Below are 25714 nucleotides of genomic sequence, written 5' to 3' on the forward strand. Positions count from 1 at the left end.
GTATTGGGAAGAATTTCAAAATTGTAAGTAGAATTAAATAGATAAAGAACTGTTTTGCGAAAAAAAGGAATTCTTAACACATAATAAATTCTATACCTATCCAAAAAGAACACTAAGGCTCCCAGCTTCGCTTAATAATGACCAATAAAACCTCATTCATTAAAAATGAAATAATATAGCATAAGTAAGAAACGACTTTGTATCGCATTAAATTAAGTATTAAACATTCAACTTAATGCTATTGTAGTTTTTTATAGGAAGAAAAAGTAAATATAAAACTTTACACAACTAATAACCAAATACTTAATGTTTTTTTACCAAATATTAATTCTAACCGTTTTTTCAACTATGTTTAATGTATCCCTCATTAATACCATCAAATAATTCATCCTCCTTCTTAACTAAAGTGTTATATCAATCTACTTTATCTTTTTATTCATTTAAGCCAATCTTTTAACTCCATTCTGCATAAGCTAACCCTGTATAACAACAAAACACAAACATATCTCTTACTTGTGTCAATCTACTTTGAGCAAATTGATGGTCTTCTAAAGCCATCAATTCGTCATGAGTAAGGAATATAACTTTAGTTTCGTAACGTTTAGGTTTATACATAATAAAAGGATCTTTTTGTAGATAACCTTCTGCCAATGAAAGCTTAATTATTTTACGAACTCGTTGTATGCTCTTATTGATGGTAATCTGTTTATGACCTAATTCTGATTTCAAGTAAAAATCAAAGTCTTTTAGGAAATTCATTTTAATAGATTCCAACAAAATGTCATTTTTGCCATATTGATATGAAATAAAGTTAGAAGTATGCTTTTTAGCCTCAACAAACTTTCTGTAAGTAGCGTTTGTATATTCTATTCCTATTAACTTGTTCATTTGGTCATTATGTAATTTAAATACTTCTAAAAGGGTTTTATGAGTCTTTATGTTCTCGCCTTTATACTTAAAATAAATATCCTCAACATCAAATATGTTATTGCTCACTTGCAGAAACAAAAAAGCCTCATTAATCTTTTGACTAACAAGGCTTAATTGCGTGTTGATATAATTATTATCAGGGTTTGGTGGTTTTGCTTTCTGTTGTTTACTCTGCCAATGATCTAGATTAATAAAGAGACCTGTTGAAAATGTTTTTCTCTTACCCAAAAATGTCAATCTACATTTAATAGGTGTCTTATTCTGCTTATTTAGTTTTGCTTTATCAGTATAGAACAAAACACTTATTTTATTAATATTCATAGTGTTACATTTTTAAATTATGGGTGTCGATTTTAATAAAAGGGTGTCTTTTTTGATACCTTTTTTAGGTTGAAATTGTTGATTATAGTAATTTGAAATTTGAAGAAAATCTGTAAACCCTTAATTTACTGCATAAAAAAAGAGTAACCATTTCTGATTACTCTTACTTAGTAGCGGGAACTGGACTCGAACCAGTGACCTTCGGGTTATGAGCCCGACGAGCTACCTACTGCTCTATCCCGCGATGTAATATTCTTAAATAATTTACTTAGCTTTTAACTTTCGGTTCATAATGCCGATCAAATTATTTCGGACTGCAAATATACAATCCTTTTTAAGTTTCTACAAGCTTATTTTAATAAAATATTATTGTTCTATGCTATTTGCTTGAAAATCTTGCAATTCCATATTAAAAAAAGTTACTTTTATTTCTATAGGATTACAACACACCTCGCAATCTTCAATATAATCGTTAATATTAACTGAATGATCTAACAACATAGATATGGCTTGCCAACAATATGGGCATGTAAAATAATGTTCTTTCATAAAAAAAAGGGTAACATATAATGCTACCCTTGTAAATTTATAAAAAATAATAAAAATTAATCTTTTTCTACGTCCATGACTGCTGTAGAACTTTCTACATCTAATCGCATTAACTGGCGTGGAGTTTTTGTAGATATACTAATATACTCTTGATTTAAGTTATTATCGCTAACCATTATGGTGTTTAAGTTTTTTAAATTTATAAACTCCATTGGTAAAGTACCTGTAAATTGATTACTAGATAATAACAACTCTTCTAAATTAGTTAACAAGGCTAACTCTACAGGAATCTCACCGTCCATTTTATTATCCATTACGCTAAACTTTTCTAATTTAGTAAGCGAATAAATTTGGTTAGGTATATTACCTGTTAAAAAATTACTACCTAATAAAAGTTCTTTTAAATTAGTTAAAGTCATTAAACTCTCAGGAATAGTCCCTGTAAAAGCATTACTATATAATTTTAATGATTCTAATTTTTTTAATTGCCCCAATGCAGAAGGGATGTTACCTTCAAACTTATTCATAAACAACTCTAAAGATGTTAATCCTGTTAAGTTTTTTAAAGAATTTGGTAATTCACCTTTTAAGCCATTAAAACCAAAATTCATTTTTCTTAAAGCTGTTAGGTTACCTATTTCTTCTGGAAGATTACCATTTAAGTTGTTAAACTGCAAATTAATTTCTACAACTTCATTGTTTTCGATTGTTAAACCATACCAAGAATCTACTGCTGTGTTTAAATCCCATTTAGAATTCCAATTGTTTCCGTTTGTAGAATTATATAGGGCTATTAAGGCTTCTTTTTGGTTTGGAGAAATATCAGCAAAAGATATGGCCGATATTAATAAACATGCTATTGTAAGTTTTAAAGTTTTCATCTTAAATATAGTTTTGGGACTAATTTCTAGTACAATAGTACACTAGAAGTAGCTTAAACGCAATTTTTATCGACGAAATACCTATTTTTTTAACATTTAAAAACCGTTTAACGGATAAATTCACCGATAAACAACATGTTATAATTTTTTAAAATTCAATATCTAAAAGACTTCCACTAACTTGAAGCATTTGCAATTCGGCTAATTTTGCTTCATATTTTGCTTGATTTCTGCTTAACTCTGCATTTAATAAGTTTATTTGAGCTTGTCTAAACTCTATGGAGTTTACTTGCCCCAACTTAAACTTCTCTTCTGTTCTATCAAAGTTATTTTTAACCGTGGTAATATTATCTTCTCTAAACTTATAAATGTTTAATTTATTTTGAAAATCTTCCCATGCATTATTAAAATCTCTATCTATTGTAACCAAAAGTTCTTCCTTTCTAATATTTTGGGCTTCTAAATTAATCTTTGCATTTTTAACTCGGGTAATAGTGCTACCTCCATCAAAAAGATCCCACCTTAAATTTAAACCAGCAGAAAGCCCTGTATTTGTAGAAACAGCTAGAAACGAAGCTGCATTATTGTTGCTTTTATTCCAACCATAACTACCAGTTAAACCCAATGTAGGCAAATATGTAGATTTTTCTGATTTAATATTTAAAGTATTAATATCTATATTTTTATTTACTTGTAATAAGCTAACGTTACTAGCCATTGCTTTTTCTATAAGCGCTTCTTTACTATATAAGTTATTAAATGCTATATCTGTATCGATACTAAAATTATCTCCAAGTGCATTACCCATTACTAAATTTAAATCACGCTTAAAATTCTTTAAATCTTGTTGCGAGTTCATTAAATTTATGCTGTCGTTATTAATATCAACCTCGGCATTAAGTACACCTAACTTGGTATTTTGCCCATAGTCGAATTGATATTGCGCTCTAACTAATCTTTCTTTTGATATATTTAATGTTTCAGAAATATTATTAGTATTCTCTATGGTCTGCGCAACATTGTAATAAACAGTAAAAAGCTGTAAAATGGTTTGTTCTATAGTTTCTCTAGCTTCTAACTCTGTTAACTTATGCGTTTCTTTAAGCCTTTTGTAATTATAAGATCTACCCAAACCATCGAATATAGTATAGTTTAAGTCTACCGATGCGTTATACCTCGAACTCTCTGCTCCTGTTAAAACCGTAACCTCTCCATTAGAAAACTCTGCTTCGGTATTATCTACATTATAAGTGGCTCCAGAATTACCCACCAACGTTGGCAAATAGCCCGAATTTAAAACATTTGCATTATTTTTTGCTATACTAACATTTGTATTTGCCAATTTAATGCCATAGTTATTTTCTAAAGCTAGACTTATGGCTTTTTCTGGAGTTATTACTTGCTGTGCAAACAAAACTGTTTGCGACATTATTATAATACTTAAAGCAATTATTTTAATTTTCATGCGACTCGTTTTGTTCTTTAATTGCACGTTCTACTTCTTCTTTAGTGATCTCGTTACCTGTAGCTAACCATTTTACATTTTTCTTAATCCAGTTGCTAAAAGACAAAAATAAAGGCAATACTAAAAGTGTTAAAACGGTTGCATAAGCAATACCAAACGATATTGAAATGGCCATAGGTTTTAAAAATTGAGCTTGTCTACTTTTTTCTAATAATAGCGGAGCTAAACCTGCTATAGTGGTTAAAGAGGTTAAGAAAATAGCTCTGAATCTAGACTTCCCTGCTTCGCTTAATGCTTTATCGAACGACAGACCTTCTTTTAAGTTTGAATTAAAACGACCTATTAAAACCAAACCATCGTTTACCATGATACCTATTAAGGCTATAATGCCTAAAAGAGATAAAACATTAACAGGAAAACCTAATAACCAGTGACCCCAAGCTACCGCTGTTAAGCTAAACGGTACTAAAAGTAATAATAAAATAGGCTGACTGTAACTTCTAAAAGTAAAAGCTATTGTTATGTAAATAAGTAATAAAATAGGTATTCCTGCTGAAGCTAAAGAACTAGATAATTTTGAAGCTTCTCTGTTTTGACCTTCATATGAGGTTGAAATTGTTGGGTATTTTGATTGAATCTCTGGAATAACATTAAGTTTAATATCCTCTAGAATATCTGTAGCACTCGTACTTGGGTCTTTTAAATCTGAAGACACCCTAATTTCTCTCAATCCCTCAAGATGATTTATAGACACATCACCTCTTTCTATAGTGTAACTAGCAATATCTTTTAAGGTAACACGTTCTCCTGTTGGTGTTATAATACGCATATCGTCTAAGTTATTTATAGATTCTCTATTAGATCTATCGTAACGTACCCATACTTTAATTTCGTCTTGTCCTCTTTGAAATCGTTGCGATTGTACACCAAAAAAACCAGATCTAACTTGAGACATAACCGATCTTAAATCTAACCCTAATAAATAAGCGCTTTCTTTTAATTCTAAACGAATTTCTTTTATTCCCGCAGGGTCATTATCCTCTATATCTTTAAGCAACGGGTTTGTTTGCAACACTTGTTTAAGCTCTAATTTAGCTGCTTTTAATTCGGTTATATTATTACTTAACAATGATACCGAAACAGGGCTGCCACCAAAATTACCACCAGAACCAAAAATTAATCGTTCTGTACCAATTACAGGGCCAACAAGTTCTCTTAATTTATTTGCTACCAATCTAGAATTAATAGCATTAGGGCGCTCTTCTCCAGGTAACATATTAATTTTTAATGTTGCACTAGATGAGCTTTTAATAGATAAAATAGTATTCTCGAAAAGCTCTTTTCCGGTTCCTTTTAAATACTGATCTGTAAGCTCTTTGTTAACCAAATACGATTTTTGCTCTATCATAGAAATAATGGAATCGGTAATTTTAACATTGGTTCCGTTTGGCATATCCAACTCTACAGACACTGTATCGCTGGCTATAGACGGAAATAAAGTAACACCAATTACACCACCACCAATAGAGCCAAAAGTAAGTACCAAAAGCGATACAAAAACGCCAAAAGAAAAGACTTTAAATTTTAATACAAAATCTAAACACGGACTATAAACTTTATCTCTTAAAAAAGACATAAACCTATCTCCCATTTTATTAATGATACGCATTTTAGAAAAAAACTGTTTCATTTTAGAAGGGTTTTCTTCTTCTACAGGCTTTCTTAAAGCTTTAGAATGTGCTAAATGGGCTGGTAAAATAATTAAAGCTTCTACTAAAGAAACCACTAGAGTTAAAATAACAACAACCGATACTTCACCAAAAAACTCGCCTATTCTACTATCTAAAAAAAGAAATAAAGAAAAGGCTAACAGTGTGGTTATAATTGCAGAAACTACTGGCGGTATAACTTCCATTGTGCCATCTATGGCAGCTTGTATAGGGGTTTTACCTTTTTCGTAATGTTGGTATATGTTTTCTGCTATTACAATACCATCATCTACTAAAATACCTATTACAATAATCATCCCGAATAGAGATAATACATTAATGGTTATATCGAACTGACCTGCAAAAATAAACATTCCTAAAAAAGATACAGGCAACCCAAAGGCTACCCAAAATGCAAGTCTTGTATTTAAGAAAAGTGATAAAAAAACCAAAACCAGAATAACACCAACAATAGCGTTTTCTGTTAGTAAATCTGTACGCTGGTTTAATGTAATAGATAAATCTCGAACAATATCTATTTTAACATTGTTGTGACTTTGATTATAACCAGTTATGTAATCTTTAACCTTATCGGCTGCCGATACTAAATCTTCATTATTTGTACTTGTTATAGATATATTAACCGACAATTCTTCGTTAAAAAAAGTAGCATTGGGTGTTTCAGAAAAACGATCTCTAATTATGGCTACATCTTTTAATCTCACTACTTGCCCTTTACTATTGGCTCGAATTACAATGTTAGACAACTCGTCTCCATAATACGATCTATTATTAGCACGAATTAAATACTCTTCGGTATTTGTTTTTATGTTACCTCCTGTTACTAGAATATTTGATGCACTAACAGCGTTAGACACGTCGCTAAAACTTAAATTATAGGCTAGTAAATTAGCTTCGTTAACCGCTATTTCTATTTCTTCTTCAGGGTAGCCCGAAACTTCAACCTGCGAAATTCCATCTATAGCTCTTAAATCGTTTTCAATTTGTCTTCCTAACTGCTTTAGCGTGGCTAACGGAATGTTTTTTCCGCTTAAAGCAAAAGAAATAGTTTCTCTTACAGCCTCTTGCTTTGCAACAATCAAAGGCTCCATACCTGTTGGAAAAGATGGTACTCGATCTACCGCATTTTTAACTTCTAAAAGCATAAAATCGATATTCTCGTCCTTTTCAATTTCTACGGTAATAGTTCCACTATTTTCTCGAGACACAGAAGTTACCCTATCTACACCCTTAAGACCTTTAAGGTTATCTTCTATTTTAAGCACAACACCTTCTTCTATTTCTTGAGGCGATGCTCCTGGATACGTTACATTAACGGTTATAATTTTAGACTCTGTTAAAGGGAAAAACGAAGATTTTAAACCCATAATTCCTATAACACCAAACACAAAAAAGGCAAGTAAAAAAACATTTACTGCTACATGATACCTTATAAAATAGCCAATTAAATTTCTCATTATTTGGTTTTACTTTTAAAAGGTTTAACTAACATACCCGCATAAGCTCCTGGTACTGGCTTTTTTAGAATAACGGTACCGTTGGGTATATCTTTTAAAACTACTTTAGTTTCAGAAAAATATACAGGTTTTACCGGCATAATATCTAGCAAACTATCTTTAACAATAAAAATTTCTTGGCCTTCTAACAGTAAACTCCTGTCTACCTCAATAGCATCAGCTACTTCTTCTGCATTTAAATTCGCTTCTAGATAAATACCTTCTTTTAAATTAGAATTTTTTACCTCTATAAAAGCAGTAATAGTTTGTGTATCTGCATTTATACTTCCATTAACTCGAGTTACCTTACCGGTATACGCTTCTGTTTTATCTAGATTAGACAAGCTAACTGTTTCTCCTACTTTTAATAAACTAGCATAATCTTTACTTAAAGCAACCTCCATTTCGTAAATAGATGGATCTATAAATTCTCCTAATTTTTGCCCACTTCTTATTAAAGAGCCCTCAGTAACTAATGCTTCTGTTAAAATTCCAGAAAAAGGTGCAGTTATATTATATTTAGATAATCGTTGCTCTAAATTCTTGACATTGTAATAACTTGAAACTATGCCTCGACCTGTTATAAAGTAATTTTCTTTATCAGATGTCATTTTAGGCAATTTAGGGGTTGTTTTATCTAAATCATAGTTATTTAAATAGTTTTGCCACTTAGGGTAAACGTCTGGAAAATCTAAACGTAGATCTGGCATAACTGCTGCTATATCATTATATAAATTACTTTTAGCAGACTGTACACTTGCGTAATACTCGTTAGCATCAATTCTAATTAAAGCTTGACCTCTACTATAGGTTTGACCCGGTTTAAAAAGCACACCAGATGGTTTAAAAACACCTTGAACTTCTGCAAATAATTCTACACGTCGTTTGGCTACTAAACTCCCATTAGCAGGAATTATAATTTTAATAGGCCCATTTTTAACCGTTTCTATAAAGACAGTTTTAACAACCTTTTCTTTAACAGGCTTAGGTTTGTTTTTATTAGCTATTAAGTTTTTAGAGAAAATAAAGGCCAAACAAATAAGTACAACCCCTATAATGGAAAGTATAATTTTGCGCATAAAAGTAGTTTTGATTTAGTACCTTCAAAACTACCTATTAACAAATATTTATTAGTTAAAAAAAACTTAAATAAAATCTTAAGACTCGAACTCGTCAATTTGCATTTGTACCGACTCCCATTTATCCATAAACTGCTGTAAATCTGTTTTCATTTTCTGATAATCATCAAAAAAGTTAGGCTTAGCAGTTACAGTTTCGTAGTTAATTTCTAGCTCTAAATCTATGGCTTTAATGTCTTTTTCTAACTGATTTATTTTAGACTCAACATTACTTAACTTATTATTTAAAGATTTTATTTTCTTTTGATCTTCGTAAGACTGTTGTTTCTTTTCCTTAGGTTTATCTTGTTTTACAACTGTTCTTTTCTCTACCTCTCTAAGGTTTTGCACTTTACGTTGTTCTAAATAATAATCGATGTCTCCTAAATACTCTCGTATTTTATGGTCTTTAAACTCGTAAACATTTTTAGTTAAACCCTGAAGAAAATCCCTATCGTGAGATACCAAGATTAAAGTACCTTCAAACCTAGTTAACGCATCTTTTAATACGTTTTTTGACTTTATATCTAGGTGGTTTGTAGGCTCATCCATTACCAAAACATTAAAAGGCTGCAACATTAACTTAGCCAAAGCCAAACGGTTTCTTTCTCCACCAGAAAGTACACGCACATACTTATCTACTTCGTCTCCTCTAAATAAAAAAGACCCTAAAATATCTCTTACCTTACTTCTATTTGTTTCGTTGGCAGCATCAATCATGGTATCGTGTACTGTTTTGTTACCATCCAAATACTCTGCTTGGTTTTGGGCAAAATATCCAATTTGCACATTGTGCCCTAACTTTAAATGTCCTTCGTACTCAAGATCTCCAACAATCATTTTAGCCAAAGTCGATTTACCCTGTCCATTTTGTCCAACAAAAGCGGTTTTACTATTGCGTTCTATAAGCAGGTCTACTCCTTGTAAAACATGATTATTCCCATAACTTTTAGACACTCCTTCTGCCTCTACAATAATTTTTCCTGGAGTAACAGATATAGGGAAATTAAGTGTCATCACACTATTATCGTCCTCATCTACCTCTATCCTATCAATTTTATCAAGCTTTTTTATTAACGACTGTGCCATAGTTGCTTTAGATGCTTTCGCTCTAAACTTTTCTATAAGCTTTTCGGTTTGCTCTATTTGTTTTTGTTGATTTTTTTGAGATGCCAATTGCTGCGTTCTTAGCTCTTCTCGAAGCACTAAATATTTAGTATATGGTTTTGGATAATCGTAAATTCGACCTAAAGAAATCTCTATCGTTCTATTGGTTACATTATCTAAAAACATTTTATCGTGAGAAACGATGGCAACCGCACCAGTGTAATTTCTAAGAAAATTTTCTAACCAAATAATAGACTCAATATCCAAGTGGTTGGTAGGTTCATCGAGTAAAAGAATATCGTTATTTTGTAAAAGTAGTTTAGCCAATTCAATACGCATACGCCAACCACCAGAAAAGGTATCGGTTAGCTTATTAAAATCTTCGCGCTTAAAACCTAAACCTTGTAGTATTTTTTCTGTATCGCCTTGGTAATTATAACCACCTTCAATTTCATATTGATGCTGTAATTCGTTAATATCAATCATTAATTGGTTATACTCTTCACTTTCATAATCTGTACGCTCTGCCAACTGCGTATTTATATCTTCCATTTTAGCCTCTAAAGCCTTAATTTCTGTAAAAGCTTCGTAAGACTCTTCAAGAACTGTTCGCCCTAAAATAAAATCTATATCCTGCTTTAAAAAGCCAATTTTTAATTCTTTATCGCTAGCAATTTGTCCCGTATCGGGTTCCATATCTTTCGATAAAATTTTAAGCATGGTAGATTTTCCTGCTCCATTTTTACCTATTAAACCAACCCTGTCGCCATTTCCTAGCTTAAATGTAATATCTTCAAACAGATACTCTCCTTGAAATGAGATCGATAAATTATGAATGTTCATCATAGAAATGTGACTTAAGTTACAGGGCGTTAATTAATAAAACTTATTTTTGTAAAAGCAATTATAGACAGCTAAAAAAATAGTTGAACATTAATTGCGCTTGCAAAAATACATTAAATAATATGTTTAAAAAAGGATACAAAATATATAGCATTTTTACGGGAGCCTGTCCGAAATGTCACGAAGAATCTATGTACATAAATAAAAACCCATACATACTTTCTCAAGCCCTAGACATGCACGAAAATTGTAGTAATTGCAATACAAAATATAAAATAGAACCCTCTTTCTTTTATGGTGCCATGTATGTAAGTTATGCAGTAGGTATAGCTTTTGCTGTAGCTGCTTTTATTATTTCGCATTTTGTTTTTAATGCTAGCATCAATTACATATTTATCTCAATTATACTCACCTTAATTGTTTTTCTACCTATTATTTTAAGGCTATCTCGAAATATTTGGATTAACTTTTTTATGCATTACGATAAAAAACTTTCAAAAAAATGACACGTAAATTATTAAGTTCTGGTTCGACCTTCGAAAAAAAAATTGGATACTCTAGAGCTGTTATAGAAGGTAATTGGGTGTTTGTATCTGGCACCACAGGTTACAATTACAAAACTATGAATATAGCTAGTGATGTTATTGCGCAAACCGAACAATGTTTAAAAAACATAATAGATACATTAAAACAAGCTGATGCCAAGATTGAAGACGTGGTACGCGTAACTTATATACTTCCTGATGCTTCTGATTTTGAAAAATGCTGGCCAACATTACGTCATTATTTTGAAAACATAAGACCCGCAGCAACCATGTTTTCTGCTGGATTGGCAGATCCTAAAATGAAAATTGAAATACAAGTAACCGCGCTTAAAAAAAATAAGCTTTAACTAAAAACTGGTCTTTCGGAAATCGTTTTTTATTGTAAAAACAAAATTAAAAAAAGAAGTTCTAGCTAGTAAACCTACTAATATCTACCTCTTTTTCTAAAGGCTCATTTTTTTCTATAAAATTAAAAAGTTGTTTTGCCACATATGGCCCAATCATAACACCTCGTGTACCCAAGCCATTTAAAACATACATGTTATTATACATATTATGTTTGCCTACTAATGGGCGTCTATCTTTAACTGTAGGTCGTATACCTGCTACCTGATTAACAACCTTAAACTCGCAGTTTATCATGGCTTTTAGCTTCTCTAAAAGAGTTTCTCTAGCTTTTAAAGTAATATCGTGCGATGTATCATCCCAATCGTAAGTTGCACCAACTAAATAGTTATCGTTTTTTAAAGGAATTAAAACTACCGCTCCTTTTAAAACAAAATCCATTTTTAAATCTGGCGCATATATAGTTAATAACTCTCCTTTTGTTGGTACCATAGGCAAGGAATCAAAAAATAAGTTTTTAGTAACCCCAAAACCTTCAGAAAACACAATTTGTTTTGCTTTTATATTTAGATACTCTACTCCTGTTTCTTCATGTTTTAAATTGGCATAAACAAATGCATCTTCAAACAATAAATTAGATTTAAGTAAATACGCTTTATAAGCCTTAATTAATGCTGCTACATCTATTCTTCCTGTATTTAGCACTTCTCCAAAACCAAAATCTGCTTTTAGAAAAACATTAGTATTCTTTTTAATTTTAGTAGACAAATATGCTGCAAGTTTAGGTTTATCTGATGCTGAAAACCAATCATTTTGTTCTTCTAAAGACGCAAACTTTCTGTAAACTGGTGTTTTATAATCCAATTTAACATCCAGCGATTTTTCTATAGTTTGATACATTGGCAAAGCTAGAGCCAATTGCTCTTTGCTTTTCCAAACCGATGTAAACCGTTTTAAAACGACCGGATTATATAAACCACCTGCCACTGTTGATGATAACTGAGACTTATCGTCGAACACTACAAACGTTTTGTTATTTTCTTTTAATTGTTCGCAAAAACTTATACCAGCGATACCACAACCTACTATAATATAATCTACTTTCATTGTATTGCGAAGATAAGCAGATTGTTTTTTGATTGCTTTAAATAAATAGCAAAAAAAAACACCTGCACAAATGCAGGTGTTTAAATTATGTTTTATTAGTGTTAACGTATTAATACGTCCACATATCCAATTCAAAATCTCTAATTTTATCTTTAATTCTATCAGATTCTAATAACTGCATTAAAGAGTTTTGCGTTACGTACTCGCTAATTTTTCTATCGCCTTGTACATTCTCCTCTTTATATATGTAGCCATGAAAACGTCTAGAATTTAAAATATGATCGAAAGAAAACGGGATAGAACTATTCTCGTTATTAAACGATTTAGCCTCGTGCAACACCTCTCTGGCATCTGGCAAAAACACCCAGAAAAGAGGCACTAAATCTTGTTGTCCATCATCACCAGAATCAATAAAGTTAACATCTGGAGCTACAGGAGCAATAGCTAACAATCTATACTTCATCTCTGCTTGACGCTTGTCAAAATACCAAAGACCTTTAATATGGTATTCTCTAATATCAGCAGCAGTAATATCTCTTCTGTTTATAAACTCTGCAGATAATTGTTCTCCAGCATTTAATTGCTCAATACCATACTCTGTAGTATCTACTTTTACTAAAGAAGCCTCAATATCTTTTAGAGTTCTTTTTGTTGTTAGATAAGAATCGTCGTATAGATTTTTTATTTTTCCGTTTTTAATGTTCTTCATAAGTACATCGTATAACGAACGTCTGTTACGACCAATATTATTAGTATCTATTGGATAATACAACGGAAAGTTTGCACGCTCGTCTAGAACAATTTTTTCCCAAGTCATTTTAGAAAAAAGTATGTCTCTATCGTCTACGTAACCATATTCTAATGGTTTATCGTTATCAACTTCCTTTTGTGCTGCTGTTCTTACTCCAATTTCTTCTGGGCTTTTAGCATTTAATATATTAGCTGCCTGAGCAAATACACCAGATACTGTAAAAACAGTTGTAACGGTTAATAAAAAACTTTTCAAATTCATCTTATCTTACATTTTATTTATCAGAGTGTAGTTTTAAGCTACACTCTGATACATTACTAATTTGTCAGCTCAATAATAATTGGTGATACTTTTTTAAGTATTACACTAACACCAGTAGCTTTGGCTTGAATATCGAATACTTGAACTGAAGATCCTCTTTTTGCTTTACGCAAAGCACCTTTAGCTCTACTATCTAACTTACTTCCATTAACATTTATTGTTGGTTGCCCTGGAACTTTAAATTTAAATCCAGTTACACGTAATGGTAACTCAAAATCGAAATCATCAAACTTAGCACCAATAGTAGAAATTTCAAGACTGTTACGTTGCATCTTTACAGATCCGTCTTCACCTCTAATTGTTCCTGTTGGTTTTGGTAAATCTTTAATTCTAAATTTAGCGTTATCGCTTACTTTACCTCCATCTGGTAAAGTACCTGTTACGTTAATAGTTACTTCTCTACCTTTAATTCTTGTAGCGTCCATTACATAGCTACTACCAGAACTTCTAGATAAACCTTGGGCGCTAGCAGATACTTTGTTATCTGGCACACCTGCAAAAGAAATTGTCATTGGGTTTTTTACACCTCTATAAACAACATTCATTTTATCTGCAGATATAGTTGCCGAATTTGGTTTTGCAACTGTAGCAAAAGAAGACTTTACTGGTACTTCAATTTCTTCTCCATCTTGAGCAAAAATTAATTTACCTTCAATTTTATGTTCTCCAACACCACCTGTACCTATTTTTAATTTTACTTTACCGTCTTCAATAGTATATTGCTTATCAGAAAGTTTTCTTCCATCTAAAGTTAATTCTACTCGACTTGGTTTAGTAGATGCATCTTTACGACCTAATACAATTTGACCATCGAATTGCTCTCCATTGAAGTAAGCAGATTTAGATGTTTCCATTAAGGTTGTATAATTTGTCATAGACACCTCGCTAGAAAGTGTACCTTGAAGCATATTAGATAATATTTCAGACTCAGTAGTTTTAATATCTGCTTGTAATTGAGTCATTTTAGTTAAAGATGCTACTAAAGGAAAACCTTTGTAGTGGTAATCTAACCAATCTACTTTAATGCCATCTCTATTAACTTCTTCTTCTGTACTAAATTTATCGTTTACATCTTTAATAACAGACTCCATACCTTTTTCGCCTGCTAAAATATTAGCTACACCTTCTCTAAAGTTTTTCATTTGAGCTAAAAACTCTTGTCCGCCTTCGCTTACTTTTCCTCCTTTAAAAAAGTTTTGATCTAAGTAATCGCCTTTATCCATGATTTCGTAATCTGTAGGATCTTCAACTTTAGCAGTCATCTTAGATTTTAAATCTTCTAAATAAGCATCAAACTTATGTGCTAATACATCAATTTGATCTGCTTTAGCCTTTAAAGGCTTATACTTTTCTGGTTGATCTTCTGCTTTTACATCTAAACTGGCTACAAAACTAGCATTTCTAGCTTCTGTTGCTTCGTTAGATACGGTAAGCTTTTCGTTCATTAATCCAAATGCTGAAAGCACTTCTTTTGACATATTTAAAGCTAGCATTGCTATAAATATTAAATACATCAAGTTTATCATTTTCTGTCTGGGTGATAAATTTCCTCCTGCCATGTTTAATTAGGTTTTTGGTTAATATTAAATTTGGGATTAACCCCTAATTATTTGTTCATTGCAGATAACATACCTCCATATACACCATTTAAAGATGATAGATTAGACGCTAAAGATTGCATTTGCTCTTTTAATTTAGCAGCATTCTCTACAGACTCTTCGTTTATTGTAGCTTGTTTGTTTACACTTTCTAATTGTACTTTATATAAACTGTTTAAAGATTCCATTTGTGCAGCAGCTAAAGATAACTCTTCGCCATATTTTTTTGTTGCCTGAATAGAATCTACAGTAGGAGAAATGCTTTTTGCAGCACCTTCAAAGTTTTTAATGCTTTCGCCTAAACTAGACATTAATTCTCCATCAATTTTAGCATCTTTTAATAATTCATCTAATTTTTTAGATAATAATCCTTGAGCATCTTGCTTTTCCTCTTTAGCTCCTAGAGATTGTCCTCCTGCTAATTCTGGATAAACTAAAGACCAATCTAACTCATCATCCACCGGTTCGAATGCAGATAATGCAAAAATAATTGCCTCTGTAACAAGACCAATAGTTAACATTACGTTACCTGTAAGTGGTCCAATTTCGAAGTGAATAATTTTGAATAAAGCTCCAACGATTACGATTGCTGCTCCTAATCCATAAGCCATGTTCATGAATCTTTTACTTGCTTTTGACTTTGCCATAATTTTTTGGTTTTAATTTTTAAGTATATCTTTTATACTTAAGTAGGTTAATTAATAGTATTACTGGTTATTTATTGGGTTAAATTTATTTTCCTGCGTTCTTAGTTACTTGTGTCCCCATGTAATCTTGAACGGTTCTAAAGCCTATATAGCTTCTTGCAGAATCTCCATATTCATAATCTCTAGAACTTACTTGCAAATAGTAAGCTACATCTTTCCAAGAACCACCTCTAACAACTTTACGTTTGTTATTCTTTTCGTTAACACTTGGGTTTATAGTTGAGAAATATTCGTAAGAGTTAGGATCGTATGATGCGTTTACCCATTCTGATACGTTTCCTGCCATGTTATATAAATTATAATCGTTTGGCTCATAAGATTTAGCTTCTACTGTATACAAAGCTTGATCTGCTGCATAATCTCCTCTTACAGGTTTAAAGTTTGCCATAAAACAACCTCTATCGCTTTTAGTATAAGGACCTCCCCATGGATAAGTTGCAGCTTGCAGTCCGCCTCTAGCAGCATACTCCCATTCTGCTTCAGATGGTAATCTAAAAGCATTTACAAAAGCAGCTCCTTTTTTAGATTTTTGGTAAGCGTTCTTGTTTATAGTTCTCCATTCGCAAAACGCCTTTGCTTGTTGCCATGTTACACCTACTACAGGGTAATCTCCATAAGCATCGTGCCAAAAATAATCGTTATGCATTGGCTCGTTATACGAGTAAGCAAAATCTCTAATCCAAACAGTTGTATCTGGGTATATTTCAATTTCTTCTTTTCTAATAACGTCTTTACGCTCTATACCTCTACTTTTTGCTGCCTCTTGAATGTCCATGTAGCTGTATTGAAATTTAAATTTCTTAACATCCCACGTGCGTTGCCCATTATAAGATTCGTCTAGAGATAAATACATCGTGTCCATAACCTCAGCATAATACTCGTCTGGATAATCACTAGTATCATAAATCAAATCAACATCATGATTTAACTTCCTTCCTTCGTATCCTGTTGGTCCTAGTCCGGTATAATTTTCAAACATATACTTTTCGTAAACAGACATATTAGCTGTATCTGCATCTTTAAATGCAAATTCACCAATACCACCATCATCTGGAACTTTTCCAACTTCGTCTGCTAATACAGCAAGTTTCATTCTAACTATAGAATCTCTTACCCAATTAACAAATTGGCGATATTCGCTATTTGTAATTTCTGTTGCATCCATATGGAAAGCTCTTACGGTAACTGTTTTAGCAGGAGCATCGTGTACTGCCGCTAAATCGTCATCTGCTTTACCCATAATAAAAGCACCACCTGGAACAAGTTCCATACCATAAGGCTTTTCTGGATGCCATTTTTTTCCTTGTACACCTACTAGCTCTCCTCTATCGTTGGAGCCACAACTAGCAAGTAACGTTAATACTGCGGTTAATAATACAAACTTCTTCATATCCATAGAAAACTCGAGGTTAATTATTTTAAGCTTCTTTTTCGAGAGCGTAAACATATTTATATATTTCTTAAAAAACAACTTTTTATCTAAAAAAAATACATTTCGTCGTATAAAAATAACATTTTACCGATGAAATCTACCTTTTAACTGTAATATTTTTAAATACTGTTCCTTTGCAGTGCTTTATACCACCTATCTGGAACCTTATTATTACAAGCATCAACATAATCTTGATGCATGCATGGTAATAACGTATGCCTTTTCAATTTATTATTAACTTCTGATAAAAAAGGGATCTCAATCCACCATCTTCCTGTCTTAATACTCTTATAAAATATTAATTCTTCAGATTCAATTAGTGTAATATATTTTTGATAGCTATTTTCGTCAGAGAAATCATCATCTTTAACTCTATAGTTTACACCTTCAATAAAATACCATATAATTTGAGATATAAGCATGGATGTAATTTCGTCGTCTTTAGATGGTTTATACTCGTAAATACCAAAAGAAGACACCTTATTACTTATGCCTGCATATCTGGCAATAGCGCAAATTTCTTTTCCGTCTAAGCCATTAGGAGAAAACTTTTGTTTTAAACTCACCTCGGCTCCTTTTACAGCATTTAAATCTAAACTAACAATATTAGCATCTCTTAAAACAGGTTCTACTAATTTTATATCGTTAGCAACTTTACCTAATCTATAGGTTTCGAAGTATAGCTTCTCCATCAAATCTATTTCTTCTTGCGAATTAAAATAAGTTTGGTAGCCAATATTTGCATAACTAAAAAGGTTATAGGGCTCGTCTAAAATAATTTTACCAACAAAACTATTGTTTTTTATAGGTTTAGCAGAGTCTCCTAAATCGAACCTACAATCTACATTTACAATGTTTACCATGGGTATTAAATCGTCGTAAGCTCTATAGTTAGCATAAGTAAGATCTTGCGTACCCCCCAATATAATAGGTATTATTTTTTTCTTGACTAAAATCTCTATAGTTTCTCGAAGTGCAAAATAGGTGTCGCTAACTGTTTCACCTTTATTAATATCTCCCAAATCTGCCACTACTGTATTCCAACTTCCTGGATATAGTGCGTACAAAGATTTTCTAATTTCGTCTAACTGAAATGCTTCGCCTATATAATTAACATCGTTTCTATTCTCTAAAACCCCCAAAAGAGCAACTTTAACGCCATTTAAATCGGGTATACCATTTTGAGAAGAATGAATCCTGAATTTTTGCCCTAAAGCTTGTGGCGATAATAATTCGTTATGTGCTACTACAGAATCTGGTACTGGAGATAGAAAATTAAAATTCATTTATTCGCTAATTATTTCTATTATTCTTTTTAGTATAAACACAAATATCAATAGAATAAATGATTTTTTCCTATTTTAAGATAAAAATGATTCAATAAATATTGAATTTTAAAAGTCTTTTTTGCTAATGTTTAGTTAATTCTTTTGTTTCCAGCTAAAAAACCACTGGGTAAACACAATGGCTACCAAATTAAATATTTATTAGACAAAAAAAAAATACCTACTAATAGGTATTTTTTTTGTTTTACTTTTTCTTTGCTGCTGTTTTCTTTGGCGCCGCTTTCTTTTTAGGAGCAGCTTTTTTTCTTGGTGCTTTTTTCTTTGGAGCTTTTGTTGCTATATGTGCTTTTGCTTCTTCTATAGTCATGTCTGAAACATCTACAGTTTTAGGCAATTCTACCTTTATTTTTCCTTGTATAACATTGTGTCTTCCCCAACGTGCTTTTTCTACACGAATGCCTTCTTCTTCCCAATTGTGAATAACCTTGTCTATTTCTTTTTGAATTTTAACTTCAATTAGCTCAACAATATCTTCATCAGATAAATTATCCCAGTCGTATTTTTTATTCACATTAATAAACATGTTGTTCCATTTAATATATGGTCCAAAGCGCCCTTTACCTTTTTGCACTGGCAAATCGTTATACATGTATATTGGTGCATCTGCTTTTTGTTTCTCTTTAATTAAAACTATAGCATCGTCAAGCTCTACACTTAATGGGTCTGTTCCTTTTGGTAAAGACACGTAAGCTGCGCCAAATTTAACATAAGGCCCAAACCTACCATTATTAACCACAACTTCTTCATCTTCAAAAACACCTAAGTTTTTAGGTAATTGGAACAAATCCATTGCTTCTTCGTAAGTAATTGTATTTAATTGCTGATCTGGACTTAAACTTGCAAATTGAGGTTTTTCTTCGTCATCTACGGTACCTATTTGTACCATTGGCCCAAATCGTCCTAATCTTACACTTACCTGTTTTCCTGTTTTTGGGTCTTTACCTAAAATACGCTCTCCAGATTCTCTATCGGCATTTTCTTTAACATCTTCTACCTGCGGATGAAAACTTTTATAAAATGATTTCATCATTTTAATCCAATCTTCTTTACCCTCGGCTATTTCGTCAAAATCTGCCTCTACTTTTGCTGTAAAATTATAATCTAATATGTTTTCGAAATGATTTACCAAAAAATCGGTAACAATCATCCCAATATCTGTTGGCACTAATTTTCCTTTATCAGACCCTACTTTTTCAGATAACAAGGTGTCTGTTAATTCGCCATGTTGTAATTTAAGTTGCGAATATTTACGTTCTACTCCTTCTACAGCTCCTTTTTCAACATAATTTCTGTTTTGAATTGTTGATATTGTTGGTGCATAAGTAGACGGTCTACCAATACCTAGCTCTTCTAATTTTTTTACTAAAGATGCCTCTGTAAATCTAGCAGGAGCACGTGTGTAACGCTCTGTTGCAGAAATAAAACTATTTAATAAAGTTTCGTTCACCTTCATTGCTGGCAACATACCATCTTGCTCTGTGTCTTCATCATCTGTTCCTTCTAAATACACTTTTAAAAACCCATCAAACGTAATAACCTCTCCGTTTGCTGTAAATATTTCCTTATGTGTAGAAGCACTAATTTTAACATTAGTACGCTCTAATTCTGCTTCGCTCATTTGCGAAGCGATAGATCGTTTCCATATTAAATCGTAAAGTCTTGCTTGATCTCTATCTATATCTACAGAATGGGTCGCGAAATTTGTTGGACGTATAGCTTCGTGAGCCTCTTGTGCGCCTTTTGCTTTTCCTTTATAGTTGCGTTCTTTACTATATTTAGCCCCGTAAGCACTTTCTATTTCTGCCTTAGCTCCTTTTCTTGCTTCGTCTGATAGATTTACACTATCGGTTCTCATGTAGGTAATAAGACCCGCTTCGTATAAACGTTGTGCCATTGTCATGGTTTTGCTTACCGAAAAATATAATTTACGCGATGCTTCTTGTTGTAATGTTGATGTTGTAAATGGTGCAGCTGGCGATTTTTTAGCTGGCTTTTTTTGTAAATCGGCTACTTTAAAATCGGCTGTTTTATTAGATTCTAAAAACTTATAAGCTTCTTCTTTTGAAGCAAATGTTTTTGGAAGCTTAGCTTTAAATGATTGCCCATCTTCGTTAGAAAACTCGGCATCTATTCTGTAAGAAGCAACCGCTTCAAAGTTTTGAATATCTCTTTCTCTTTCTACAATTAACCTAACAGACACAGACTGTACACGACCTGCAGACAAACCTCCTTTTACTTTTCGCCAAAGTACAGGAGACAATTCGTAACCAACAATTCTATCTAAAACACGACGTGCTTGTTGTGCATCTACTAAATCGTAATCTATACCTCTAGGGTTTTCTATCGCTTTTTGAATAGCGGTTTTAGTAATTTCATGAAAAACAATACGTTTAGTTCTTTCTTTTTCTAGTTTTAATGTTTCAGCCAAATGCCATGCTATAGCCTCACCCTCGCGATCCTCATCACTAGCTAGCCATATCATTTCTGCTTTCTTTGCTAAATCTTTAAGCTTTTTTACTACTGCCTTTTTATCTTTAGAGACTTCGTAGGTTGGTTTAAAATCGCCATCAACATTAATCCCCAATTCCTTTGAAGGAAGATCAGAAATATGCCCAAAACTAGATTCTACTTTAAATTCCTTTCCTAAAAATTTCTCTATTGTTTTCGCCTTTGCAGGTGACTCAACAATTACTAGATTCTTCGCCATACTTGATTTTTTGAATGCTACAAATGTATATCAAAATTCGTTAATGTTCCTAATTTTATAGGTGAAGTCTAAAATATTTAAACTAAAAAAGCTAAGTTTTAATTAAAAAACTCAGCTTTTTTTATATTATTTCACCTATTTAAAATAAGCTATATTACTCTGTTCCTATTTTATCTATAGCACTAATATTATTAAACCCAAATGTATCTTTGTATACTAAATACATAGGCAAATACACTATAGACATTGTAAATAGCATACCTACAAAACAAGCTATTGCACCAAGCATTCCTATTATTGCGGTAACAAACATTAATCCAAAAATAAGAAACCATTTTTTTGATCCAAATTTAAAACTAAGTGTAAAAAAATCTGAACTTTCTAAATGTGGGTTATAAGCAAAAAACACAACAAAAAGCGTAGTATAAACACTTAATATTATTGATAAAACACCGTTAAATAAAGAAGCTCCTATAGGAGGAAAAAACTTTTCGACAGCAAAATTAATTAAAGCAATAAGCAACGAGAAAGATGCTATAGCAAATATTTTACCTATATATTTTGCTTTATAAAAATAAAAAAAATCGGCAAAACTATAAGACTCATTAAAATCGATTCGTTTTACAATTCTATAAAAACCAGCCATTAAGCCCGTAGTTACAAAGCTTACCAAAAAGGTTAAACCCAATATCATATACCTAAAAGAATCTGGCTGATCTTGAAGAAAAGCACTTGCATTATTAGGGTCGTAATTACCACTTTGCGCCTGCTCTAAAATAGAATTGTATGTTGGCATAAATATTGCCATAAAAAAAGGTAACATTACCACCATTACCAGCAACAACAATATAAAACCTTGCACCCATGTCTTTTTAAAAAGATTAAAAGTTCTATTTAAAATATCTCCAAAATCTAATTCTTTAGCATTATCTATTTTATCTTGAAGCGACGAAAGTGTATTCATTATATATTGCTTTTATAATTTACGCCTCTAAAGGTAAAAGTTTTTATTAAAAAAAGACATTGCAAAGCCTTATTAAATCAAAAAAAAATCCTGTTAAAACAGGATTTTTAAATTCACTATTAAACCTATAATTTAGTTAAGAGAAAATGTACTTAAATGTGCTACACCATTATCTGTGTACTCGTATTGGTATAGCGAATTGCCACCAATCATTACTAGTGTGTTTTTTAAAGGAATAACATCTTTAGACTGTATGTTTTTAAACTGACCAATTTGTTTAATATCTAACGGATTTTCTTTGTTAAACACCTTTAAACCTGCATTACCATCGCAAACAAAAAGCCTATTACCTTTTACACCCAACCCGTAAGGGTTTTCTAATATATGCCTTGCTGCCAAAGTAGGGTTTGCTTTATCGCTTATATCAATTATTTCTAAAACGCTGTCTTGTTGCCCACAGTTATTGCCTCCACGCAAGGTTAAATAAGCATAATTTCCGTCTACAACTACAGGGTCGCAACCTGTCCAATGTATAAACTCTGACACATACTCTGGTGCTTCTGCATTTTTTAAATCGTAAATATACATACCATCTGTGCTTCCTATATACAAATAGTTTTCTGCATAAAACAATGTTTCTATGTTATTACCTGCATAAAAGGTACTTGTCTGTGTTGGCTTTGTTAAATCGCTAATATTAAAAATTGTCATTTCGTGAGAGCTCACAGTATATAAATAATTTTTAACAATTTGAAAACGCGCTAAAGAGCCTCCTGTTCCTACATTGTCAGATGCTCTGCTATCTGCTGATGCTGCTTCAATAGTAAAATTATCGACATAACTATTTTTATCGATTGTTCTACGCTCTTCTTTTAAAGTCCATCCTACTACAACCATGTCCGACTTATAATCTACACTTCCCCAATCTATAAAATCTGCCTCTGCTGGTCTTTGCAAACTATGCTCTACAAATACATTTTCTAGACGTTCTTTTATTATAATGTTATTAATATCCGATATATCGAAAACAACCAAGTCAGAAGCACTATCAGCATATAAAAAATTATCTTTTATAGATATGTCTTCGTTTCGAGGTATATTTATAAACTTAATAGCTTGAGGCGATTCCGGATTTGTGTTATCTATAACATGAATACCATGAGCTACATCGCTTACAAAAATATAATTCTCATAAGCATATATTTTACCTAACTCTTCAATTATTTGCGGATCTTTAACACTTACAGATTTTCTAAACTCCGACATACTTAACACTTCTGGAATAGCTACTGTAACAGTTTCGAAATTGGCGTCATCATTATTACAAGAGCTTAATAAAGCTAGTAAAAAACAGACAAAAAAGCATTTTGTTTTCATAAGGTTGATTGGTTTTAATTGATTATATTTTAATTTAATATGTATAAGTTAATGACGATTCTAAACCTTCAATATGTAAAACGACTTTACCCACTCCATTATCAATTTTTAGTGGACTTAAATTAAAAGACACCGTTTTATTAAAATACGCTTCACACATTTCTTCATTTATTAATTGAAATTTTAAATAGCGCTGCTCTGGCAAAGACTCTGCTATAGCGCCAGAGTCTACCAAATTATATTGCCAAGTACTCCCATCGCAACCAGAAGCTCCTATTTTAAGCAATAAACAATCGCCTTCAATTTCGGCATCAATAATTATAAAGTTTGCCGATTCTAAATTATTAAAATCGTTTTCGCTAACAACCACTGTGTTATCACAATTAACCTTTACAACATCATCCTCTTCACAGGTCATATTAAAAAAAGCCAAAGAAACAACAAGAACGAAAAACAATCTTTTGATTTGCAACATAATAATACATTTTTAAACACAATATTTAGATACCAAATCTTTGGTATGGTTGCGTTAAATATTTAATAAATACACATGACATCTTGTCACAAGACATAAATAAATTATATCTTTGCATACTTATTGACTGCTTAGAGTTTCAATACACTATGGAAAAAATTATAGACGAAGATAAACAAGGAGATTCTTTAATTCTTGATCAAAAAGAAGGCAACAAACGCAAGCTATTTATAGAAAGTTATGGTTGTGCAATGAATTTTAGCGATAGCGAAGTTGTTGCTTCTATTTTAGCAAACCAAGGCTTTAATACAACTAAAACTCTTGAAGAGGCCGATTTAGTTTTAGTAAACACTTGCTCTATTCGAGATAAAGCAGAACAAACAGTACGTAAACGCTTAGAAAAATATAATGCTGTTAAACGCGACCACAACCCTAAAATGAAAGTTGGCGTTTTAGGTTGCATGGCAGAGCGTTTAAAAACAAAATTTCTTGAAGAAGAAAAAATTGTAGACCTTGTTGTTGGCCCAGATGCTTATAAAGATTTACCAAATCTTTTAGCCGAAGTAGACGATGGTAAAGATGCTATAAACGTTATTCTCTCTAAAGAGGAAACTTATGGCGATATTTCGCCCGTACGTTTAAACACAAATGGGGTAACCGCCTTTGTATCTATTACACGTGGTTGCGATAACATGTGCACCTTTTGCGTTGTACCTTTTACTAGAGGTAGAGAACGTAGTAGAGATCCGCAAAGTATTATAGAAGAAATTAGCGATTTATGGAGTCGTGGCTTTAAAGAAATAACACTTCTTGGCCAGAATGTAGACAGTTATCTTTGGTATGGTGGCGGACTTAAAAAAGATTTTGATAAGGCTAGCGAAATTCAAAAAGCAACTTCAACAAACTTTTCTACCTTGTTAGATATGTGTGCTAAAGCGTATCCTAAAATGCGTATTCGCTTCTCGACATCTAACCCACAAGATTTAACCATGGATGTTATTAAAACCATGGCCAAACATCAAAATATTTGCAACCATATACATTTACCTGTACAAAGCGGAAGCAATCGTATTTTAAAGGAAATGAACAGGCTACACACACGTGAGGAATATTTTAAACTTATAGATAATATTCGAGATATTATACCTAACTGCGTTATAAGCCAAGATATGATTGTTGGTTTCCCTACAGAAACAGAAGAAGATCACCAGGATACCATGTCGTTAATGGAGTATGTAAAATATAACTTTGGTTTTATGTATGCTTACTCTGAAAGGCCTGGAACTATGGCAGAGCGTAAAATGGAAGACGATGTACCGCAAGCTACAAAAAAAAGAAGATTGCAGGACATTGTAGACTTACAAAGAGCACATAGCGAAATAAGAACCAAAGAACATTTAAATACCGTTGTAGAGGTTTTAATAGAAAAAGAATCAAAAAAATCGAACGCTCAATGGTCTGGCAAAACACAACATAACATTGTTGCTGTTTTCCCTAAAGAACACTATAAAATTGGCGATTTTGTAAATGTTAAAATAACAGATTGCACCAGTGCAACACTTATTGGAGAAGCTGTAGAATTATCAACAAATAATTAAC

At 32.1% G+C, this 25714-nt stretch carries 20 protein-coding genes and 1 tRNA gene; 3 read left to right on the forward strand and 18 right to left on the reverse strand.

Going from position 1 to position 25714, the window contains the following annotated elements; genetic code table 11:
• Window positions 1-453: 453 nt before the first annotated feature.
• The 8 genes from ABD715_RS11255 to ABD715_RS11290 form a co-directional block, all read right to left on the reverse strand.
• Window positions 454-1251 carry a phage integrase SAM-like domain-containing protein gene (locus ABD715_RS11255; RefSeq protein ID WP_344788330.1) on the reverse strand — a complete coding sequence of 266 codons (798 nt, stop codon included), beginning with the start codon at window positions 1249-1251 and terminating at the stop codon, window positions 454-456.
• Between the two features lie 171 nt (window positions 1252-1422).
• Window positions 1423-1495, reverse strand: a tRNA-Met gene (locus tag ABD715_RS11260).
• Window positions 1496-1617: 122 nt separating this feature from the next.
• Entirely contained in the window at window positions 1618-1800 is a 183-nt protein-coding gene (locus ABD715_RS11265) for a CPXCG motif-containing cysteine-rich protein (protein WP_344788331.1), read from the reverse strand.
• A 56-nt stretch (window positions 1801-1856) separates the two neighbouring features.
• Entirely contained in the window at window positions 1857-2681 is an 825-nt protein-coding gene (locus ABD715_RS11270; protein ID WP_344788332.1) for a leucine-rich repeat domain-containing protein, read from the reverse strand.
• Window positions 2682-2829: 148 nt separating this feature from the next.
• On the reverse strand, window positions 2830-4146 hold the full coding sequence (locus ABD715_RS11275; RefSeq protein WP_344788333.1) for a TolC family protein: 1317 nt from the start codon (window positions 4144-4146) through the stop codon (window positions 2830-2832).
• The gene (locus ABD715_RS11280; protein ID WP_344788334.1) at window positions 4136-7333 is read right to left on the reverse strand and encodes an efflux RND transporter permease subunit; all 3198 of its coding nucleotides are present in this window, start codon (window positions 7331-7333) and stop codon (window positions 4136-4138) included. The genes ABD715_RS11275 and ABD715_RS11280 overlap by 11 nt, the downstream gene beginning before the upstream one ends.
• A complete protein-coding gene (locus ABD715_RS11285; protein WP_344788335.1) occupies window positions 7333-8451 on the reverse strand; it encodes an efflux RND transporter periplasmic adaptor subunit in 1119 nt (372 codons plus the stop codon). Before ABD715_RS11285 ends, ABD715_RS11280 begins: the two co-directional genes overlap by 1 nt.
• A 78-nt stretch (window positions 8452-8529) precedes the next feature.
• Window positions 8530-10443: an ABC transporter ATP-binding protein gene (locus ABD715_RS11290; RefSeq protein WP_344788336.1), complete on the reverse strand. Its 1914-nt coding sequence runs from the start codon at window positions 10441-10443 to the stop codon at window positions 8530-8532.
• A gap of 119 nt (window positions 10444-10562) precedes the next feature.
• Between ABD715_RS11290 and ABD715_RS11295 the strand changes: the two genes are divergently transcribed.
• Both ABD715_RS11295 and ABD715_RS11300 read left to right on the forward strand, forming a co-directional pair.
• Complete coding sequence (locus ABD715_RS11295) at window positions 10563-10946, forward strand: DUF983 domain-containing protein (protein ID WP_344788337.1); 384 nt, start codon at window positions 10563-10565, stop codon at window positions 10944-10946.
• The gene (locus ABD715_RS11300; protein WP_344788338.1) at window positions 10943-11332 is read left to right on the forward strand and encodes a RidA family protein; all 390 of its coding nucleotides are present in this window, start codon (window positions 10943-10945) and stop codon (window positions 11330-11332) included. The genes ABD715_RS11295 and ABD715_RS11300 overlap by 4 nt, the downstream gene beginning before the upstream one ends.
• A 61-nt stretch (window positions 11333-11393) precedes the next feature.
• On the opposite strand, the gene ABD715_RS11305 is transcribed toward ABD715_RS11300, so the two are convergent.
• From ABD715_RS11305 to ABD715_RS11350, 10 genes are all read right to left on the reverse strand, one after another.
• A complete protein-coding gene (locus tag ABD715_RS11305) occupies window positions 11394-12437 on the reverse strand; it encodes an NAD(P)/FAD-dependent oxidoreductase (RefSeq protein WP_344788339.1) in 1044 nt (347 codons plus the stop codon).
• A 109-nt stretch (window positions 12438-12546) separates the two neighbouring features.
• Window positions 12547-13449 carry a type IX secretion system ring subunit PorN/GldN gene (gene porN, locus ABD715_RS11310; protein ID WP_344788340.1) on the reverse strand — a complete coding sequence of 301 codons (903 nt, stop codon included), beginning with the start codon at window positions 13447-13449 and terminating at the stop codon, window positions 12547-12549.
• A gap of 56 nt (window positions 13450-13505) precedes the next feature.
• A complete protein-coding gene (gene porM, locus ABD715_RS11315; RefSeq protein WP_344788341.1) occupies window positions 13506-15068 on the reverse strand; it encodes a type IX secretion system motor protein PorM/GldM in 1563 nt (520 codons plus the stop codon).
• Window positions 15069-15115: 47 nt separating this feature from the next.
• Window positions 15116-15754: a type IX secretion system motor protein PorL/GldL gene (porL, locus tag ABD715_RS11320; RefSeq protein ID WP_344788342.1), complete on the reverse strand. Its 639-nt coding sequence runs from the start codon at window positions 15752-15754 to the stop codon at window positions 15116-15118.
• An 85-nt stretch (window positions 15755-15839) separates the two neighbouring features.
• Window positions 15840-17204 carry a T9SS ring complex lipoprotein PorK/GldK gene (gene porK, locus ABD715_RS11325; protein WP_486357906.1) on the reverse strand — a complete coding sequence of 455 codons (1365 nt, stop codon included), beginning with the start codon at window positions 17202-17204 and terminating at the stop codon, window positions 15840-15842.
• A gap of 161 nt (window positions 17205-17365) precedes the next feature.
• On the reverse strand, window positions 17366-18532 hold the full coding sequence (locus ABD715_RS11330; RefSeq protein WP_344788344.1) for a formimidoylglutamase: 1167 nt from the start codon (window positions 18530-18532) through the stop codon (window positions 17366-17368).
• Between the two features lie 244 nt (window positions 18533-18776).
• Window positions 18777-21299 (reverse strand): type I DNA topoisomerase, encoded by a 2523-nt coding sequence (gene topA / locus ABD715_RS11335; protein ID WP_344788345.1) that lies wholly within the window; start codon window positions 21297-21299, stop codon window positions 18777-18779.
• Window positions 21300-21453: 154 nt separating this feature from the next.
• A complete protein-coding gene (locus ABD715_RS11340; RefSeq protein ID WP_344788346.1) occupies window positions 21454-22263 on the reverse strand; it encodes a hypothetical protein in 810 nt (269 codons plus the stop codon).
• A gap of 132 nt (window positions 22264-22395) precedes the next feature.
• Entirely contained in the window at window positions 22396-23640 is a 1245-nt protein-coding gene (locus ABD715_RS11345) for an LVIVD repeat-containing protein (RefSeq protein WP_344788347.1), read from the reverse strand.
• Between the two features lie 34 nt (window positions 23641-23674).
• Entirely contained in the window at window positions 23675-24115 is a 441-nt protein-coding gene (locus ABD715_RS11350) for a hypothetical protein (RefSeq protein ID WP_344788348.1), read from the reverse strand.
• Window positions 24116-24264: 149 nt separating this feature from the next.
• Between ABD715_RS11350 and miaB the strand changes: the two genes are divergently transcribed.
• Window positions 24265-25713, forward strand: a complete 1449-nt coding sequence (gene miaB / locus ABD715_RS11355; protein ID WP_344788349.1) for a tRNA (N6-isopentenyl adenosine(37)-C2)-methylthiotransferase MiaB — start codon at window positions 24265-24267, stop codon at window positions 25711-25713.
• The last annotated feature ends 1 nt before the right edge of the window (window position 25714 follow it).

It is taken from the genome of Postechiella marina (genome assembly GCF_039538365.1).
In the GTDB taxonomy this organism is placed as follows: Bacteria; Bacteroidota; Bacteroidia; order Flavobacteriales; family Flavobacteriaceae; genus Postechiella; species Postechiella marina.